The sequence below is a fragment of the Streptomyces sp. cg40 genome (assembly GCF_050320165.1).
GTDB classification, from domain to species: Bacteria; Actinomycetota; Actinomycetes; order Streptomycetales; family Streptomycetaceae; genus Streptomyces; species Streptomyces hokutonensis.
This window is the reverse complement of sequence record NZ_CP190128.1, coordinates 7,495,824-7,514,108: the sequence shown is the minus strand read 5'-3', so window position 1 is coordinate 7,514,108 and position 18,285 is coordinate 7,495,824. Positions and strand designations below refer to the sequence as shown.

At 68.7% G+C, this 18,285-nt stretch carries 13 protein-coding genes; 4 read left to right on the top strand and 9 right to left on the bottom strand.

Annotated elements, in window-relative coordinates:
* Window positions 1–68 precede the first annotated feature (68 nt).
* Genes ACQHII_RS33815 through ACQHII_RS33805 form a run of 3 tightly spaced genes read right to left on the bottom strand, consistent with a single transcriptional unit; the run spans window position 69 to window position 6,287 of the window.
* The gene (locus ACQHII_RS33815) at window positions 69–3,503 is read right to left on the bottom strand and encodes a signal recognition particle (protein ID WP_427922832.1); all 3,435 of its coding nucleotides are present in this window, start codon (window positions 3,501–3,503) and stop codon (window positions 69–71) included.
* Entirely contained in the window at window positions 3,496–4,653 is a 1,158-nt protein-coding gene (locus ACQHII_RS33810; protein WP_427922831.1) for a hypothetical protein, read from the bottom strand. Before ACQHII_RS33810 ends, ACQHII_RS33815 begins: the two co-directional genes overlap by 8 nt.
* Entirely contained in the window at window positions 4,653–6,287 is a 1,635-nt protein-coding gene (locus ACQHII_RS33805) for a PD-(D/E)XK nuclease family protein (RefSeq protein WP_427922830.1), read from the bottom strand. The genes ACQHII_RS33810 and ACQHII_RS33805 overlap by 1 nt, the downstream gene beginning before the upstream one ends.
* 234 nt (window positions 6,288–6,521) lie before the next feature.
* Between ACQHII_RS33805 and ACQHII_RS33800 the strand changes: the two genes are divergently transcribed.
* Window positions 6,522–8,660 carry an N-6 DNA methylase gene (locus ACQHII_RS33800; protein WP_427922829.1) on the top strand — a complete coding sequence of 713 codons (2,139 nt, stop codon included), beginning with the start codon at window positions 6,522–6,524 and terminating at the stop codon, window positions 8,658–8,660.
* On the opposite strand, the gene ACQHII_RS33795 is transcribed toward ACQHII_RS33800, so the two are convergent.
* The 3 genes from ACQHII_RS33795 to ACQHII_RS33785 are packed head-to-tail and all read right to left on the bottom strand — an operon-like array spanning window position 8,632 to window position 13,910.
* Window positions 8,632–10,776, bottom strand: a complete 2,145-nt coding sequence (locus ACQHII_RS33795) for a UvrD-helicase domain-containing protein (RefSeq protein ID WP_427922828.1) — start codon at window positions 10,774–10,776, stop codon at window positions 8,632–8,634. The genes ACQHII_RS33800 and ACQHII_RS33795 overlap by 29 nt on opposite strands.
* Before the next feature lie 51 nt (window positions 10,777–10,827).
* Window positions 10,828–12,078, bottom strand: a complete 1,251-nt coding sequence (locus ACQHII_RS33790; RefSeq protein ID WP_427922827.1) for an McrC family protein — start codon at window positions 12,076–12,078, stop codon at window positions 10,828–10,830.
* Complete coding sequence (locus tag ACQHII_RS33785; RefSeq protein WP_427922826.1) at window positions 12,075–13,910, bottom strand: DUF4357 domain-containing protein; 1,836 nt, start codon at window positions 13,908–13,910, stop codon at window positions 12,075–12,077. The genes ACQHII_RS33790 and ACQHII_RS33785 overlap by 4 nt, the downstream gene beginning before the upstream one ends.
* Before the next feature lie 225 nt (window positions 13,911–14,135).
* Here ACQHII_RS33785 and ACQHII_RS33780 point away from each other — a divergent pair, with 225 nt between their 5' ends.
* Window positions 14,136–14,816 (top strand): hypothetical protein, encoded by a 681-nt coding sequence (locus tag ACQHII_RS33780; protein WP_427922825.1) that lies wholly within the window; start codon window positions 14,136–14,138, stop codon window positions 14,814–14,816.
* Window positions 14,817–14,822: 6 nt separating this feature from the next.
* Here the strand turns inward: ACQHII_RS33780 and ACQHII_RS33775 are convergent, their stop codons facing one another.
* The gene (locus ACQHII_RS33775; RefSeq protein WP_427922824.1) at window positions 14,823–15,263 is read right to left on the bottom strand and encodes an ATP-binding protein; all 441 of its coding nucleotides are present in this window, start codon (window positions 15,261–15,263) and stop codon (window positions 14,823–14,825) included.
* A 160-nt stretch (window positions 15,264–15,423) separates the two neighbouring features.
* Between ACQHII_RS33775 and ACQHII_RS33770 the strand changes: the two genes are divergently transcribed.
* Window positions 15,424–16,287 carry a helix-turn-helix domain-containing protein gene (locus tag ACQHII_RS33770; RefSeq protein ID WP_427922823.1) on the top strand — a complete coding sequence of 288 codons (864 nt, stop codon included), beginning with the start codon at window positions 15,424–15,426 and terminating at the stop codon, window positions 16,285–16,287.
* Window positions 16,284–16,472: a DUF397 domain-containing protein gene (locus ACQHII_RS33765; RefSeq protein ID WP_427922822.1), complete on the top strand. Its 189-nt coding sequence runs from the start codon at window positions 16,284–16,286 to the stop codon at window positions 16,470–16,472. The genes ACQHII_RS33770 and ACQHII_RS33765 overlap by 4 nt, the downstream gene beginning before the upstream one ends.
* A gap of 15 nt (window positions 16,473–16,487) precedes the next feature.
* Here ACQHII_RS33765 and ACQHII_RS33760 read toward each other — a convergent pair whose 3' ends face one another.
* Entirely contained in the window at window positions 16,488–17,150 is a 663-nt protein-coding gene (locus tag ACQHII_RS33760; RefSeq protein WP_427922821.1) for a DUF4276 family protein, read from the bottom strand.
* Window positions 17,150–18,271: an AAA family ATPase gene (locus tag ACQHII_RS33755; protein WP_427922820.1), complete on the bottom strand. Its 1,122-nt coding sequence runs from the start codon at window positions 18,269–18,271 to the stop codon at window positions 17,150–17,152. The genes ACQHII_RS33760 and ACQHII_RS33755 overlap by 1 nt, the downstream gene beginning before the upstream one ends.
* Window positions 18,272–18,285: the final 14 nt, after the last annotated feature.

Genomic DNA, 18,285 nt, shown 5'->3' with positions numbered 1-18,285 from the left:
GCTGGTATACCACGGTGATACTTCTCCTCGGGATCGCAAGTGTCGGCGGATGGTGGGTGGTTCGGGCTTCAACTCATGTCTGTGAGCGCGCGGTGGAGCGGTTCGTACAGTTCACGGACGAGCGAACGGTCCATGGGCGGGAGTTCCGATTCCGGGTCGTCGTCGAAGTACGGGGCGAGCACCTCGCGCATGCTGGCCAACAGGCTGGTCTCCGGGGTGTCGACGGCCTGGAACCCGGCTTCTCGGGGCGAGAAGGCGGCGTCCACGAAGACGACCCTGGCCGGCACGCCACCGCGCACCAGTCGACCGATGACCTGCCACATGACGACGAGCTGATCCCAGGTGAACGCGGTCTTCTCGTCGTCGCGAAGGCTGGACCAGGCGAGCCGCCGGGTGAGGTAGCGGTTCCACTGGAGGCGAGCCCGGTTACGGAAGGCACGGCCCGCCCGGTCGGGCGTCGCAGCCGCCAGTGCTCCTTGCCTGAACACCCCGCCTTCGTCCCTGAGCTGGCGGACCGCCCAGTCGTTGATGGCCTGGATGGCCAGGGAGATGTCGTCGGGCCTGGGATGCGGGCGAGCCAGGAAGTAGACGCTGCCGATGGCGGCCTTGCCGCCGCTGAGAACGATGTTGTGGCCGCGTTCGACGGCGAGCAGCGGGGCCACCAGGATGTCCCCGCCCACCGAAGGGAATGCCTTGACATCACCGCGCGGCAGGGTGCGTACGGCGCTGTCCTCGGGCATCCGCGTCCACGCGGAGTCGGCGTCGGCGTCGTCCGAGACCAGCTGGGTGACGCGCCCGTTCCACTCCGGGATCTGGTTGAGGTACTCGGCGGCGCGACGGGCCTCGTCGTAGCTGCCGACGAGGAGCAGGATGCGGCGCCGATCCGGGTCGTCGATCTCGGCGAGTTCGGTGTCCAGCATGCTGACGGCGTCGGGCAGACTGCGGTCGGGCACGGCGAGTTGGTGCAGCATCTGGAGCAGGGCCTGCGGCCGTTCCTCAGGGTCGCAACCGGAGAGCCGCAGGGGCCTCGGGGTGTCTCCGTCGGGCCAGTACAGGAACTCCTTCCGGAACTCGGTGCCGAGCACGGCCTCCACTTCCTCGTCGAGCGGGCGCAGTACCGCCCCGACCTCCGCGTGCACGTGGTAGCGGCTCGACGTGCCCGCCCAGCTGGTCGCGGACATCAGCAGGACGTTCGGACCGGGACGCCCGTCCACGGCGCACAGGTCACCGAGCCGCATCAGCAGCTCACGGCCTACCCCGTTGCAGTGGAAGAAGCGGAGTTCGCCGCTTCGCTCGCCGTCCCGTTCCTTGTCGTCGTGCCGGAACTGGAAGCCGAGGACGTTGCCCATGGGTGATTCCGGGATGACGGCCTCGTAGTCCTTGGGGGGCCGACGGGACAGGACGTTCGAGGCGACCTCCAGGTTGAGGGCTGCCTCGACACGGGGCCACAGCGTGGTCATGAAGTCCAGGCGGCTGTGCAGGGCGGCGAGGATCAGCGTGAACTCGAACCGCCTGGCCTGTAGGTCGATTCGGTTCAGGGCACCTGAGTCCTTGCCGAGGATGTCGGTCAGGGTGTCGCGCAGCCGCTCGCGGGTGCGGGCCCCCTGGGGTGCGTGCAGGAGTTCCAGGGTGAGGTGGACAAGGGAATTGACCAGCGGAGTGACTTGGTCCTCGCTCCCGGTGGGTTGATGCTCGTGGAGTGGTTCGTCGCGGAATCGGAGCAGTGCCGCGTCCAGCGCGCGGGCGGCTTCGGGAGGCTCTTCGCCCTGTTTCCGCCCCGGGAACAGCTCGTCGAGCAGCAGCGTGTGCAGAGTGAACGCGCTGAAGTAGTCGGATCGGATCCAGTTCCTCAGCTCGCCGTTCTGCACGAGGAGCGCGTAGAGGCGGTCGGTGGCGGCGCTGACGGTGTTGACGGCGTTCGTCCAGTCGTCGACGTCACGGGCAGTCAGCTGGAGCCGTCCGTCGCGGGCCATCTGCTGGAACTTGTGTACGGCGACCTCGTCGAACCAGGAGTTCGGGGCGCGGCCGACCAGGGTACTGGCCGGCGCGAAGGCTGAGTCGAGCTGCATCTGCACCCGGTCGGCCTCGTCCACGATGACCAAGTCGCTGACCCGGCAGGCCAGTTCCAGATAGCGCAGCTGCTCCTCGTGCTGGTGCTGGGGTACGGCGCTGTGGACGAGACCGGCCGGAGTGGCGACCCAGACCTGGGCGTCGACCAGGTCGCGGGCACCTCGGTGGCGGGGGCAGCGATTCCACAGCGGGCACAGGCGCCGCTGCGGCGCGGGGCGCCCCCCGCCTGCAGTGGCCGGCGTCTCCTCGGCGAGCAGCGGGTCAGCATCGGCGCTGTCGTCGCCTTCCGGGACGGTGTAGAGCCCGAGACAGGGCGCCTCCCTGATTCCCAGGGGCCGTTTGGACTCCACGCCCCTCAGTACGTCGACGGGACAGGCGCTGCTGAGGTAGGCGAAGCCGGCGTGGTCGTGCCCAAGCATGGTCGCGGCGCCGGCTGTCGCCGTCCGCCGGTGCAGACGGCTGATGTTGCGTTCACGCGTGGAGTGGCCGAGGACGGGCGCGGCCCGCACGCCGAGCCGGGCGAACTGCTCGACGACGGCGAGGGTCTCCGCGACGTCACCCACCACGATGGTGACGCGGCGCGGGGTCTGGGTCACCACATGGAAGGTGAGGATGTCGCGGATCGTGGACTTGCCCGCGCCGACCATGCCCACCAGGTGGAGGAGTCGCTCGACCTTGAGCACGCCCTGTTCGGTGAAACGCCCCAACTCCTCGTCCCGCACGAGCAGCTTGACACGTCCGAGACGCCTCACCCACTCGTTGCGGGGCCGTCCGGACTCGGCGGCCTCCCTGGCGTCCATGGCCTCCGCGGCCTTCTCCAGTTCGGCCCAGGTGACTTCGACCGGTTCACCGAGTCCGGCCACGGGAGCGTCGAGCGCGTGCCCGCGCGGCGTGGTGTCCGTCAGCAGGTCCTCGGTGAACTCCACAGAGTGCGTTCGGTCCTGGACCCGGAAGGTGTGCTCACCCGCATCGGCCAGTGCGATGGATCGGGTGGAGAACTCAGGTGCACTGGTGAGGAGTTGCTCAAAGACCTTGAAGCGTTTGGCTCCCCGGGACGGTTCCCGCCGACGGGGTACGTCGTGAGGATCGTCGAGGTCGTAGCCGCGCAACTGCTGCGGCACAGACAGGTAGTCGGTCAGGGCCTCGGTCCAGGCGCTGCGGCGCCTGAGGTCCCACAGGTAGTGGCGGGCTCGCAGAATACGCAACCGCTGCTCGTCCGTGCGGACATCACCGAACGCCTCGCTGTACGCATAGCCACCCAGCAGCGGCCACACGTCGACGGCGGTTCGGGTCGGCGTCACACTCTGTAGGAGATAGAGGCCAAGTTCGACGTCGAAGAGGTCTCCGGGGCGAAACGCCGCGAGATCCGTCGGCCACACATCGAGGAGCTGTTTCGGCGAGCAACGCCGGTGCCAGCCGCTGCGGTCACGCATGGCTGCCGCCTTTCTCGGTACGGGCATCGATCTGCGTGCTGGGCTGGTCCGCCACAACCTGGCCGACCAGCCGCAAGAAGGCACGGTCGTCGAGCAGAGTGACGCGGTCCACCAGCTCGTCGGTGAGGTTGCGGCGGAACTGCCGCCCGTACGCCTCGTTGTCGCGGAAGCGGTAGCGCGGCACGACCAGGAAGGCCCGGTCATAGGGCGGTTGCGTACGGAACGGGGTCAGAGTGCGCGCGAGCAGGACCGGATTGACCCGGTCCTTGACGTCGACAGCCCAGTGACGACCACCCGGCAGGGGCACACGGAGGTCATACGCGTCGTAGTGGGGCCACATCTGGGCCGTGATGCCGAACTTCCTCTTCAGAGCGGCTTCGAGCTCGATCTCGGCGAGACCGGGGCTGGTGACGAACATGCGCAGAGGGCGGCCGAGTTGGAAGACACCGCCTCGGTCGGGACGGAGCCGCTCCCCTTCGCCACCTGTGCCCTCCCGACGGCAGCGGTCGAGTTCGCAGCGATGGCCCCCTCGGTGCAGCGGCACCATCAGGCACCGGCAACGCACGCACCGCTGGTAGGCGCCGTCTCGCAGATAGGAGGCGGGGACCGGCTCGTAGCAGCGCTTGATGACGCTGTGCAGCAGCATTCCGCAGTCGGGGTCGCCGCCGACCAGGGCCAGTTCGGCGCCGGTGAGCACGGGCCTGGAGGTGAGCAACGCGCGAAAGGCGGTGTACGCGTCGGGGGCCTTCGCGGCGCGGCAGATCGCGAGCGCCTCCAGGATCCGCTCGTTCTCGAAGAGCTCGGCGGCGGGATCGGCCGCGGACACCTCCCACTCCAGGCAGAGTTGGTGCGGCAGCCGCGTCTCCCTGTCGACCAGGAACGACTCCCCCACCCGGCTGTCCGAGGGAAAGGTCAACGGCCATGCCTCCAGCGGCACTTCGGCCGCCCATCGGCACATCTCCGCGACGCTCCCTGGCGGCTCCACCTCGCGCCGCAGACAGTGCAGGACCAGCCGGTTGTACGCGTCCTGCACCTTCGCCGGATAGACGGGGTTGGACACGGTGCGCTGCCGGGAGAGACAGGCCAGCGCGCTGGCGACCAGACGCAGCAGATTCTCGTCGCTGACGTCCGCTTCGGGCTTCGCCGACATCACACATCCCCCTCCGTCACGCGCTCAACCGGCGCTGCACTCGGACACCACCGGGATACCGGACACCACTGACAATGCGGTCCCGGCCGGGCTTCGTGGACGTCGTCCGCACGCCATGGCCCGGCAAGAGCCCGCAGCACACCGAGGGCCTTCTCCAGCCGCTCCGGGTCGGTCGGGTCGATGATGTTCAGGTCGGACCCGTCGGGCCTGAGCACCTCGACCTCGATCCGGGAGCCGGACGGGTCACCGCCCAGTGCGCCCCGCGCCAGCAGGGCGACGGCGAGAGCGAGTTGAGGGAACTCGTCGAGCAGGTCCCGGTGGTACCACCTGCGCTTGCGGGTCGTCTTGAGTTCCCGCCACACCCACGAGCCGTCCTCGCGGTACAGCAGGTCGGGCTTGGCGATGACGAGTACCTGGGCGGCGGTGTCGTGGACGACCCGCAGGGCCTCCGCCTCGACGCGGTCGACGAGCGCCGAGTCCTGGAAGGGACAGGCGTCCACATGGTGCAGCAGCATCTCCCGTCCGACCGCGGCATCGTCGTCGCCGACGCGCCAGCGCCCGCCGGTCCAGTTCTTCCCCTCGCCCGGCATGTCGGCGACCGTGCAGGCGGGCCGCCCCTCCCGTCCGTGCAGCGCCTCGATCCATCCGTGCACCGCCTGTCCGAGCTTCGCCGAGCTGCCGTACTCGTCGGACTTGGGCAGATGCAGCGAGCGCAGGAATTCCTGTGCCGGGCAGGTGCGGTGGTAACGCAGATCGCTGGCCGACGCCTTGCGGAGCGGAGCGATACCCGAGGTGAGCCCGAGTACGCCAGGCGTACGCGTCACGGCATCGCACCCCGTGAACTGCTTGCAGTCGATGCACGACGATCCGGGCACCGGGGCGCCGCCCGCCACGACCCGGGTGACATGGGGGCGGCCGTGCTCGGCAAAGTACGCTTCCGCGTCCTCGGCCGTCCCGTCGAACTGCACCGCGTCCTTGCCGTCGGCGAGTCCGATCTCGACGACCCGCACCCGCTCGGGCCGCGCGACGGGGCCGTACGGCTGGAACCTGCGGCCCCACTTGCTCGGCCAGGGCGCGGGCCGGCCGTGCACGGCCACGTACACAGCGATGGCGATCTCGCCCGGCTGGGATCCTTTGGCCACTCCATGACGCAGCCGACGGTATTCACGCACCCGCCCGTCCGGCGACTCGTACCGCCGCCACCAGGCGTACATCTCCCAGAACCTGCCGTTCTCCTTCTGCACCACCCAGTACGGCCGCACCGGCCGCAGAGCCGCGGGGCCTTCCCCACCGCCGGCCCGAGCATCGAGGTACGTCCGCACGGCATGCCCGGCGTAGGTGAGGTGCCCGGGATGAAGGGCAGGGGTGTATGAGGCCAGTTCGGCCACCGCCCGCTCGACGCTCTCCCCGTCGAACTCGACGCGGTCTATGGCGTCCATGACGGGGCCGAGGGTGAAGGTCTCCTGCTCAGGCTTGGGCAGCCGCGAACGCTGAGCGGGCCAGAGTGCGGGCCGCGCCTTGGCCGCCGCGTGGGAGGGGCAGGTGTGTTCCTCGTCCCCACCTGTCCCCGGTCCGACGCGGAGCAGTCCCTCGTCTCCCATCAGCCAAGCGGGCCTGCGCCACTGACCGCCCATGTGTCCTCCCCGTATCCATCCATGGCCGCGCGGGCACGGCCTTGGAGCGGCAGCTCACCATCGAAGCGACCACCACAAGAGAACCATGCTCGTGTGGATATAGTCAACCAGATTCGATGTTCACACTCACACCCTCTGTGGACTTGGCCGCCCCTTACCCACCCCGTAGAGTCGAGTTCACGCAGGCCGGACCGCGTACAGTCCCTGACGGTGCCGACAAGAGGGGAATCAGCCGTGACCACGGATCGCGTCGAGGTCACCTCGGCGGACATCGCCCGCATCGCCGATGTGCGTCCCACCGCCGTCAGCAACTGGCGGCGGCGCCACGAGGACTTTCCACAGCCCGTGGGCGGCACGGAACGAAGCCCGCGCTTCGACCTGGCGGAGGTCGAGGCGTGGCTGCTGCGTGAGCGCAAGGCCCCCCAGATCCCACCGGGCCAGCGGCTCTGGCAGGCGTTCGACTCGGTGCGCTCGGTGATGCCAGCCGACGACGCACTCGGCATGGCCGGAACACTGCTGCTCCACCTGCACGAGCACCCGGCGACTCCGGCACCTACCCGCGTGTCGGACTGTGAACATCTGTTGCGGGAAGCCGAACGCACCCTGTCCCAGGCACGGGGTGCCCGCGCGGGTGTCACCGCACTGCTCGCGCACTGCCCACGCCACGAATTCGGCCCACGGCAGCTCCAGCTACTGAGCGCGGCAGCCGAAGCGGCGGCTGCCAACGGCGCGGCGGCGACCTTCGACGAGCTGTGTGCCCGCCATCTCTCCAGCGGCCCACGAGCGGGCTTCTCCGCGACCCCGCCCGCCCTGGCCGACCTCATGGTCCACCTCGCGGGCCCGGTACACGGCACGCTCCTCGACCCGGCCTGCGGCAGCGGAACCCTTCTGCTGGCCGCTGCCGAACACGGCTACCAGCGCGTCCAGGGACAGGAGCTGAACCCGTCCCTTGCCCGCGTGACCGCGGTGCGCCTGGCCTTTCGCGCGAGTACGGCCGACCCGGAGCAGGTGCGTGCCGCCGTCGTCTACGACGTGCACGCCGACGATTTCCTGCGCAGCCCCGTCTACCCGCGCAAGGCATCAGCGGTGGTCACCAACCCACCCTTCGCCGACCGCACATGGGGATACGAGGACCTCGCCGACTCCGTCCTCTGGGAGTACGGCGTCCCTCCTCGCGCGGAGTCCGAACTGGCCTGGATCCAACAGGCGTTGGCGCACGTCGTGCCCGGGGCGCCAGTGGTCCTGCTGATGCCACCGGCGGCGGCGGTTCGTCCCTCCGGCCGCCGTATCCGCGCCGAGCTGCTACGCCGTGGCGCGCTTCGCGCCGTCTTCTCCCTGCCACCCGGATATGCCGCGCACTATGCGCTGCCCCTGCAACTGTGGGTACTTCACCGCCCCGATCCCACCGACGCCCCGCGCCCCGCGCACATCCTGGTCGCGGACGCGGGCGACAGCCAGGACCCGGCCGCCCTCGTACGCGACATCTGGGACACCTACTCCGCAGCACCGGAAGCCTTCACCACCCGTCCCGGAGTGGCCCGCACCGTCCCCCTGGCCGACCTCCTGGACGACGCCGACGTCACCCCGCGCCGCCACCTCCCCCAACTGGCGCAACCCGGCGCCTCGTTGAAGGAGCTCACCGCGACCCGGTCAGCATTCGAGGAAGCAGCCGAGGCACTGCTCTCACGCTTGCCCTCACTCCCGCCCTCACCCCCCGCCGAGTGGGCCGAGACCCGCTCCGTCCTCCTCCACGACTTGATCAGGAGCGGCGCGGTCGTCCTTCACCATCCCACCCCGGCACGCAAGGTCCCGCTCGCCGAGGAGTCCCCGGGTCCGGGCGAAGCCCGCTTCCTCACCGCGGCGGACCTGGCCACGGGACGCACGGCGTCCAATTCCGGACCCGCGCCCGAGGACCCGTTGCGTTCCCCGCCGATCAGGGTGGGTGACATCCTGATGCCGGCGATCACGCGCAACGTCGTTGCCCGAGTGGCCACCGAGGAGGACGCGGGAAGCTATCCGAGCGCCTCTGTCCACCACATCCGGATCACCGACCCCGAACTCCTGGACCCCTGGTTCTTCGCCGGATACCTGTCGAGTTCCGAGGGCAGCCGCCAGGCCTCCACAGCAACCAGCACACTCGGCGTACATGCGCGCATCGACCCCCGCCGGGTCCGCCTGCCGCTCCTGCCGATCGAGCAGCAGCGTACATACGGCGAGGTGTTCCGCTCGATCTCGGAGTTCACCCGTGTCCTGCACACGGTCCACGACCTCGGCTCGGAGTTGGCCCGCGACGCCACCGACGCCCTGGCAGCGGGACTCCACCCCACCGATCACCCTCAACTGCTCACCCCCGCAGGGGAACGAACGGACTGACGGCCCCACTCCACGACACCCTGAGCGCCTCCCGCGCCCGCGTGCACGCCACGAACAGCAGGCAGCGCTCCCGCAGCGTGTCCGCGTCGTGCTGCAACCGGTCCACCTCGACGGGAGTGATCTCCCGCGCGAACGGCACAGCGGTCGCCGTCACCCCCACCACCGCGACGCATCGGAACTCCAGCCCCTTCATGGCGTGCATGGTCGCGAGCCGCACCCCGTCCTCGCCGGGCGCCGGATTCTCCCTGACCCGCACGACGGGGATGCCCGCGGCCCGCAGCCGGTCGCTCACCTTGTCGAGGATCACGTGGAAGCGGGCGCAGACCGCGATCTCACCGGCGTTGACGCCCTGAGCGAGCCATTCCTCGATACGCGCCACCAACTCGGTGATCTCCGCCTGCTCCCCGCCGTACCCGGCTGCTTGCGGCCGTCTGCCATGCAGGAGCGAGCGGTATCCGCTCAGGCTGTCACTACCTTCGCCACCGAGATCCTCGACGGCCGCCGAGTCGAGAATGCCGGTGGACCAGTGCAGGATCTCTTCCGTGCTGCGGTAGTTGATCCGCAGCCGGCTCGTGCGACCCGTCACCGAGATGCCGAGCGAGCCGAGGGAGACACGCGAGTCGTAGATGCGCTGATGCGGGTCACCGGTGATGAACAGGTCGTCGGCCCCGGACGCGACGGCGGCCCGCAGCACACGCCACTGGGCGGGGTGCAGATCCTGCGCCTCGTCCACTACCACATGGTCGTAGCCGTACGTTCCCAGGTCGGCTCCGCCGAGCAGCCGGGCGGCGTCCGCGCTGACCTGAAGGTGCGTACAGGCTCCATGCCGGGCGAGCTCCGCGCCGAACTCCTCGATGGCACGCCACACTTGGGACCGTTTCACCGGCGGAAGCGCCGAGCCCCGCCCGCGCCGGGTCGCCCGGAGATACTCCTCGACGGTCCGCAGGTCCTGGGCAAGGACCACATGACGGTACTCCTGAGCAAGGAACTGCTCGGTCCACGGCAGCGCCAGCCGCTCGCGCACCCGACGCCAGATCTGCCGCTCGTCCCGGTCCTGGACGGGCGACGGCGGCTTCCCGCCCACCTGGGTCACGATGCGGTGGGCGTAGGCGTCGACGGTGGTGACCTCGACCCGGGCTAGCAGTTCCCTGTCCCCGTCGAGGAGGAGGGAGAGGTTCTCTCTCAGCGCCCCGGCCAGCGCGTTGGTGTACGTCGTCAGCAGGACGCGGCTGTCGGGCGAGCGGGACAGCAGATGCTTGACCCGGTGCAGGGCGACGACCGTCTTCCCGGTACCCGGCCCGCCGGTGACCTGCGCGGGTCCGCTGTACGAGACCCGGTAGGCCACCCTGCGCTGCGAGGGGTGCAGAAAGACCCGCCACGCCGCGAACGGCTTCTCCAGAATGTCGGCGAGTTCCTCGGGGCCGGAGACGAGAGTGATCCGGCTGCGGGTGTTGACGATCGCCCTCGCCAGACTGTCGTCGGCGTCCGTGGCAGCTTCGGCGGGCCTGCGCGCGCAGACCACATCCCGATAGACCTCGTCCGGCCCGAACCCCTCGGCGAGGAACTGCAGCACCTCGAACTGGTCCTCGGGCAGCAGCGTCCCGAACGCCTCCAGCTGCGTCTTGTCGGTGATGGTGCGCACCGCCCGGAGCACCTGGTCGTCGATGCCGAGATCTCGCAGCACGGTGTCGGAGTACTGCGCGAACAGCAGCGAAGGAGCCACCGCCGCCGCCTTCTCCAGGGCGGGTGTGAGCTGCTCGATGGCGGCAACATTGCGCACTTCGAGCCCGCGGGTCGCCGTGTTCACCGTGTACAGACGCTTGGCGGCCCAGCCGTACGCGTCGTCGTGCGGAACGACGTTCAACAGCAGGAAGACATCGCTGCCGTCGTCGGGGGCGAGGACGACGCCCCGCCAGAAGTCGTTGATACGGATGGTCCGCATCCGCGGATCGCGCGCCTTGTCGACGGACTCCAGATGCAGCCCCTTGTCCGCGTGCAGCTGGGCCACGGTGAGCTTCTGGAACTTCGTCATGGCCTTGCGGACCCCGGCCCTGACGGGTTTCTCCAGCGCGTCGTAGCTCTCCCAGAAGGTGTTCGCGAAAGCGAGCTGCGGCACGAGGGCCTCCCCACGACTCATGAACCCGTAAACGGTGGCACGGTCAAACGATCATACGGTCGCCCCGCGCGCCATCTCCCGTACAAGCTCGGCCACGTCCGAGAGCAGACCGGCCGGTTCCTGATCGAGGTCGAGGGCGTGCTGATGCAGCACGGTCCCGGCCCGCCGCACCTGGTGACTGGTGTGCGGGGCGTTCCCCTTCGCATACACGAGATGCCCAGCACCGAGGCCCAGCGCGGTGCAGTACGCGAGCATCTGGTACAGATCGGCTTCCGGATAGCCCTCCGGCCGACCGGCCTTGTACTTGGCATCGGCGACGGCGAGGGGCGTCCCCCGCTCCCCGTACCAGACGAAGTCGGGCCGTATCCGGATCGCGTCGTCCTCGTCGAGGTGGACGCCCCGCGCCTGGAGACTGCCCCGTCCCCCGTACGGCGCCAAGGCCTCCCGCAGCGCGACACACACGAAGTCCTCGAAGAGCTTGTTCATATCGAAGAGGAACCCGTCGACGCGCAGCGCGCCCGCGCGGTGCTCGGCCGATGCCCCGTCGAGGATGGCCCGTGCGAGATGAAGGGCGTGCCGGTAACGGGAGTTGAGCCGTGTCGGCCGCCACTGCGGCAGCTCCTGTCCTCGCACCAGCGGGGTGACGTCCGCGAGCCGGGCCCGCTGGTGCAGCAGCCGCGCCCGTACGTCCCGTGGCACGCCCGGCAGCCGCAGCAGCCGCTCGACGGCCGCGCGCAGCAGACGGTTCTCGGCGATGTCCGTGGTGAACTCGTCGTAGGCGATCTCCACGGGCAGCGCCGCCCCGAACCGCCGCCGGATCTGCTCGGCTTCGCGGATACGTCCGCGCACGACCAGGGACGCCTCCTCGGTGGCCTGATATCCCTGAAGCAGCCCGCGTCCGAGAGCCCGCTCGACCTGCCGCTCAAACGCGTGCGCCAACGCGGGCAGCAGCTCCCGATGTTGGGCAACGTCGACATCACCGTCGCGCCAGCCGCGCGGATCGAGGCTGTAGCCCAGCAGGAAGAACAGCCGGCCGATGGCCACCTTCGGCGTGATCCGGAGCGTGACGGGCTCCTCGCCCGCCGCCTCCACCCGCACAGCCCCGACCTTGCTGCCCGCCCTGAGCGTCCACAGTCCCGCCGCATACGGATCGGGAGCGGCCTCGACGATCCGCGAGGCAGCCAGCTCACGCCCGACGGCGTCCGGCAGCCGACGGCTCACCGGCCGCGCGTGTTCGACCAGCTCGATGACTCCCCAGTCGGCGTCCCCGTCGATATCCCCCTCGGCGCCCCCGCTGTTCACGCGTCCGTCTCGTCCCCACCGGACACCGGCAGCGCGGCGCGCAGAGCGGCAAGCCCGTACCGCTTCTCGATGTCCACGCCCTCCCCGTAGTGATGCTCTTCGAGGAGCGGCAGGATCTTGGTGCGCCAGGTCCGCTCCAGCCCACCGTCCCGGTAGACACCGGGCTTCATCAGATACGACGGCCCGATCCTGAAGTCGGCTTCGTCGATACGGGAGTTGAGCTCGTCCAGCAGCGCGGCGGGCTCGGCGCTCTTTCCCTCCCCCGCCAGCCACCGCCGCAGCAGCCCGCTGGTCGGTTCGGTGCGCGGTGACAACTCGACGAAGGCGAACCGGCGCCGCATGGCCGCGTCGACGAGGGCGATGGACCGGTCGGCGGTGTTCATGGTGCCGATGACGAAGAGGTTGGGCGGCAGCCCGAAGTCGTCCCCCGAGTAGGTCAGCCGGACAGTTCTCTTGCGGTACTCAAGGAGGAAGTACAGCTCACCGAAGACCTTGGCGAGGTTGGCTCGATTGATCTCGTCGATGATGAGGAAGTGCGGGATGTGCCGGTTGCCCTCACGTCCGGCCAGGTCGGCCAGCTCCCGCAACGGCCCGGCGGTCAGCCGGAAGGCGACCTCGCGGGTCTCGGGATCCTCCTGAGGCCGGAACCCCTCGAAGAAGTCCTCATAGGCGTACGAGGGATGGAACTGGACGAGCTTCACCTGCTCGCGCCCACCGCCCAGGAACTCGGCGAGCTTCAGCGCCAGATATGTCTTCCCGGTCCCCGGGGGCCCGTACAGCACGAGTTGTTTGTCGTCCCAGAGCAGGTCCCGGATCTCCCGCAACCAGTCCACGTCATGAACGAGCAGCTCGCCCGCCAACTCCTCGTCAGGGACGGGGAGTTCGATTTCCCGCCGGGCGGTGATCGCCGGGATCTCCGCACTCGGGTCGCGGTCGGCGGCCTCGGCCTCCTCGACAAGCTCCTCATCACTTATGCCGAGCCCGTCGATCAGATCCTTCACGACGGTGAGATCGACGACGTCGTGCTGCGCGGACAGCTTCTGCTGAAGCTCCTCCGGCAGCTCGTCGTACGCGAACCCCTCACTGTGCCACTGGACAGGACGCCGGAGGTTCGACCGCCCGTCCTCGGTCTCGATCTGCTCGGCCGCCCCGGTGATCTCGCCCACGAACAGCCGCCCGCCGGAGATCGTGCACACCACGTCCCCCGGCTTCATCCGGGAGACGAAGGCATGGAACTCCTCGACGAGCTGCATCTTCTGGTTGTACGTCGCCGTGGACTCGTAGTCCTCCTCGACGGCGGTGCGCAGCCGATCCTTGCTGGCCCCCTGCCCAAAGCCTTGCCGTAGATGCTTGGCGGCGAGGGTGACGCGCTGCTCGGGCAGCCAGAGGCGTTGCACGAGATCAAGGCCGGTGACATTGGAACCGCGGACCAGCCAGGCCCGGTTGGGCCCCGGCCAAAGCTGCTCGATGTAGTCGGAGAGCGGATGCCCGTCCTCGGTCTTCCACTCCAGCCAGCCGTTCGCACTGCGTCCGACCAGGATCTCTGCGGCGGCGGAGGGCGAGTTGCACTCGATGTCCTCGACGGTCTCCAGCCAGCCGGGCCAGGTCTCGGACTCCCGTATCACGCCTTCGGCGATCTTCTGCTCCCGCAACCGGTACGAGGACGGAATCCGGATGGGAAACGACGGCACGACCTCGGGCCGGACCGGAGACCCTGCCGACACCACGAACTTCTGGCTCCCGTTGGTCCCCTTCTCGGTCAGCAGCCGCCCCGAGGCCACGGGCCCGTCGTTGGGCAGCCGCAGTCGGAACCCGGGGTACTCGCCGGCCATTGCTCTCCTCGCTCGGAACGGAGGCTGAACGCTGGAGTTACATTACGTGCGCGCCCGGTTCCGTCACCCCGGAGATCGGCGGCCTTTTCGGCCACGTTCCGCCCATGACCGCAGGTCCTCAGCCGTCCGTCAGTTCCGAGGTTTGCCATGAACGCCAATGCGGCTGATGATCGACATGGTCGCAGGGGGCTGCGTGTGCCATCAAGCGAGGGGGAAATGGGAAACATGGGGAGCAGACCGACGACGGTCGGAGGCCAGCACGTCGAGGAACTGCTGGAGGCGGCATCTGTCTCGGTCTCCGAACTGACCCGGGCGGTAGGCGGGTTCGAGGGCGACGCGGTGAACATGGTGCAGTCGGCCATCGACACCGCGGCCCGCGTGTTCGCCGAACTCGACGCGTGTGACGCGGTGATCGACCGGGCGGCGGAGAGCGGCGCGGACACAGCGGACCTGCTGCAGGCCGCACTCGCCGCGGAGTCCGTGGTGTCGGCGGTCGCGGAGCTGGCCTCGCTGGACGCGACGATCGAGAAGGTACGCCGCTGCGACGAGCCTCGCCGACTGCTGAACCGCCTCCTCGGCCGCGACGAGGGCGATATCCGGGTGCGGGTACCCGTCGCGCGACTCACCGCCGCCGAGCTGCCCGAGATCCCGCCCTCGTACGTCGATGGCGAGTACACCGACCTCATGGCGATGGCCGACCGAGCGGCGGAACTCGCCCCACGGCTCGCGGCGGCGCACGCCGAGCGGATCACGCGTGTGCGCACCCACTTGGTGGACGCTGTCCGGCAGGCCGCCCGAACCGGCTTCGCGGACGCGGAGTTCACGCGCGAGTCGATGGAAGAGGCCCGTGGGGCGCTGGAGTTGTGGCAACGCTGTCTGCGGGAGCGCCGCCGCTCACTGGGCTGACACCGGTCACTGGTCCACTTCGGCCCAGAGGGTCTTGCCGCCCGGCGGGTATGGTTCCGCGCCCCAGCGGTCGGCGAGCACGGCGACCAGGAACAGGCCTCGGCCTGACTCACCGTCCAGGGCGGGATCATCCGCTTGCACGGCCGCCGTGTCGGGCAGCCGGTCGCCTCGCGCGTCCGTCACCTCCACACGCAGGGCGCCGGTTTCGGCGTCGACCGCCAACGCGATACGGAAGCCTCGTCCCCCTACGACGCCGTGCAGTACTGCGTTGGCGGCGAACTCGGCCACGATCTGCTCGGCGCGCTCGATCGTTCCGGGTGGCAGCTCCCAGGCGCGCAGCTGCTCGACAGTGAGAAGCCGGGCGAGGCGGGCACCGCGCCGGGTGGGTGACAGGAGCTGGGTGAAGTCGCGTGCGGTGTCCTGGGGTTGAGGTGGTGCTGAGTTCATGGATGCCACGGTGGCGGTCGCGCGAGGGCGTACACCAGAGGCGAACTCCGTACGCTGAGTCAGCGTACGGGCACGCATTGTGGACAGTACGGAGATCTTGCCGTCACTCTTGGTGAGTTGAGCGCGGGGAGATCGAACTGCCCACCTGGAGGTGCCGCGTATGACCGACGACGACATGACCGACCCCGCTGAAGAGGCCTGCGGCGCGGAGCGGGAACCCGATCCTTCGGACAGTCTGCGGACCTTCGGGGCCGTCGTCCAGGCCCTGCGCGAGCACGCGGGGTTCAGCCGGGCGGAGTTCTCGGACGTGGTCCGCTTCTCCAAACACACCGTGGAATCCGTGGAGTTGGGGCGACGGATGCCGGACGAGGCGTTCGTGGAGCGGGCTGAGGGGGCGACGGGGAACACGGGGGCGCTGAGGAAGTCGTCAGGGTTTCTGACGCGGGGGGAGGTGGGGCTTGCTGTTTGGTTTCGGCGGTGGGCTCGGCTGGAGAAGACGGCGGTGAGTCTTTGTACGTATGAGTGCAGGCTGGTGCCGGGGCTGTTGCAGTCGGAGGCTTATGCACGGGCGGTGTTCGACAACAGCATTCCGCCTCTGTCGGACAGGCAGCTGGAGGCTCAGGTCGCGGCACGCCTTGACCGCCAGAAGATGCTGTACGAGCGGCCGAACGTTCCATTCAGCTTCATCGTCGAGGAGCATCTGTTCCGGCGTCGGCTCGGAGGGCGTGAGGTCACGTGCGGGCTGCTCGACCACGTTCTGGGACTGGCGGCGCTGCGAAACGTGACACTTCAAGTCATGCCGCTGGACGCTGAGTTCCACGCGTGTCTTGACGGCCCCGTCCGCCTGCTGGAGACCCCTGCACGTCGGCGGCTCGCGTACTCGGAGGGGCAGCAAAACGGCCGCCTGATCGCCGACGCTAAAGAGGTGAGCCTCCTCTACCAGTGCTATGACACACTGCGCTCGCAGGCCCTGAACCCCAAAGACTCGCGGGGTCTGTTGGAGAGACTGCGAGGAGAGCTATGAGTGGCACGACGGAACTCGCCTGGTTCAAGTCCAGCTACAGCGGCACCCAGGGCGACGACTGCGTGGAAGTCGCCGTCGCCGAACAGACCATCCACGTACGGGACTCCAAGGACGTCGCGCGCCCCGCGTTCGCCATCGGGCGAGGTAGCTGGACGCAGTTCGTGCGACATGCGGCCGACAACTGACCCGTCCACATCGCCTCAGCCCGCCTCCCCCTCCAGTACCCGCAGCCACCCGTCCAGGTGCGGACAGGCTTCGCGAAGAGCGGGGAGGCCGAGGAGTTCGATCGCGTCCGGTCCGTCGACGACCTTCTGGTAGCGGGGGTAAGCCCGCTTGATGCGCTTGGACGGGGCCGTGTCCGGGCCTTCGTTCACAAGCTCTGCGCCACCGGCGTCGGCGATCTGGGATTCCAGGGAGTCGGCGAGCCTGGGCAACTCCACCATGTAGGCGAGTTCACGGGCTGCGGCCAATACCCATGCTTCCGTCTCGTGCAGGGCGATGAAGGGGAGGAAGCGGGGGTCGTCAATGGACTTGGAGATCGTCGATTCCAGGTGCTGTACGCGCGCGTAGGCATCGCTCGGGGGCATGTCACGCCAACCTGGGGTGTCGGCGGGCAGGCCGTAGAAGTCCAGCATGGTGGTCACCAGGTCCACCGCGGAGTTGCGCAGCAGCCTCCGGATCTCCGGCTCGATCCGCGACCACTTGCTGACCCCACCGCGATCATGCGGTTGCCCGACGGCTCGCCGTGTCTTCACCGAGACAGGGGTGAGCCACACGCCTCGCTGGGCCAGCTCCGGCTGAAGGGTACGCAGCACCACCTGCGTCTCGGTGGCGCCTTCCACCAGTACGTGAACCTGTCGCATCACTCTCGGCCCTGCCGCTTCATCTCACGGGTGGGCCGGCCGCCCAGAAGGTTCTTGAGCCAGAGATCACCTAGTGAGTAGTCGTCGAGCCATGCAGCCAACGCCTCCGGGTCGGGGCGGCGAAGCTCGGTCGCTCCCTCCACGCGCTCGGCGATGACGAGTTCGGACAGCTCGAACTCGTCGAGAAGCGTCACGGACTGGGTGGCGACAATGACCTGGCTGCGGGCCGTTGCCGTCCGGATCATCTCAGCCAGGACCGTGATGGCGAAGGGATGCAGCCCCAACTCGGGCTCGTCGAGGACCAGCAGCTCCGGCGGATACGGCTGAAGGAGAAGCGTGGTCAGGCAGATGAACCGCAGAGTGCCGTCCGACAGGGCTTCGGCGGGGAGTACGGCATCCGCTCCGGCCTGCTGCCAGCGCAGCCGAATTCGTCCGCTGGTCTCTTCGTTCAGCACGAAGTCCCGGAAGTACGGGGCCACGGCCTGGATCGTGCGGAGGACTTTCCGGTAGTCGACCGGGTGCTGTTCCTTCATACGGTGGAGGAAGGCCGCGAGGTTTCCGGCGTCGGGGTGCAGCGTCTCGGAGTCGGATGAGTATCCGGCCTGTTTTACGGGGGCGAAACGGGAGGTGTCCTGGAAGTGGTAGACACGGCAGCCGGAGAAAAGCACCCCCAGGGTCCGGGACCAACCTTGCACAATTTCGTCCCGGTACACCTCCCCACGGGCAAGTTTCGATTCTCGATGCCCTTCGCCCAACGTGATCCGCGGTTTCCGGGGGGATTCAACAACCTCACGCGCGAAGATCAACTCATCGTTCGCAGAGGGCCTGAGCGCCACTACGTAGGCGGCCATCAGCTCGTCATCCACCGGTTCAATACGGATCCGAAGGTCCGGTGCGGTTTTGGCCGAAGCGTGGAGCATGGCCTGAGCGCCGCCTTGGAGACCGACCTCCAGGCTCAGGTCACCGCTGACGATGCGTCCCAGCAACTCGAAGGCATCGACAAAATTGCTCTTCCCTGCCCCATTTGCTCCGACCAGGACGGTGAGTGCCCCCAGGCCGAGATCGACCCGCTTGATCGACTTATAGCCTTCAATCACAATGCGCTGAACGTTTACTGCCATGACTACAACCTAGG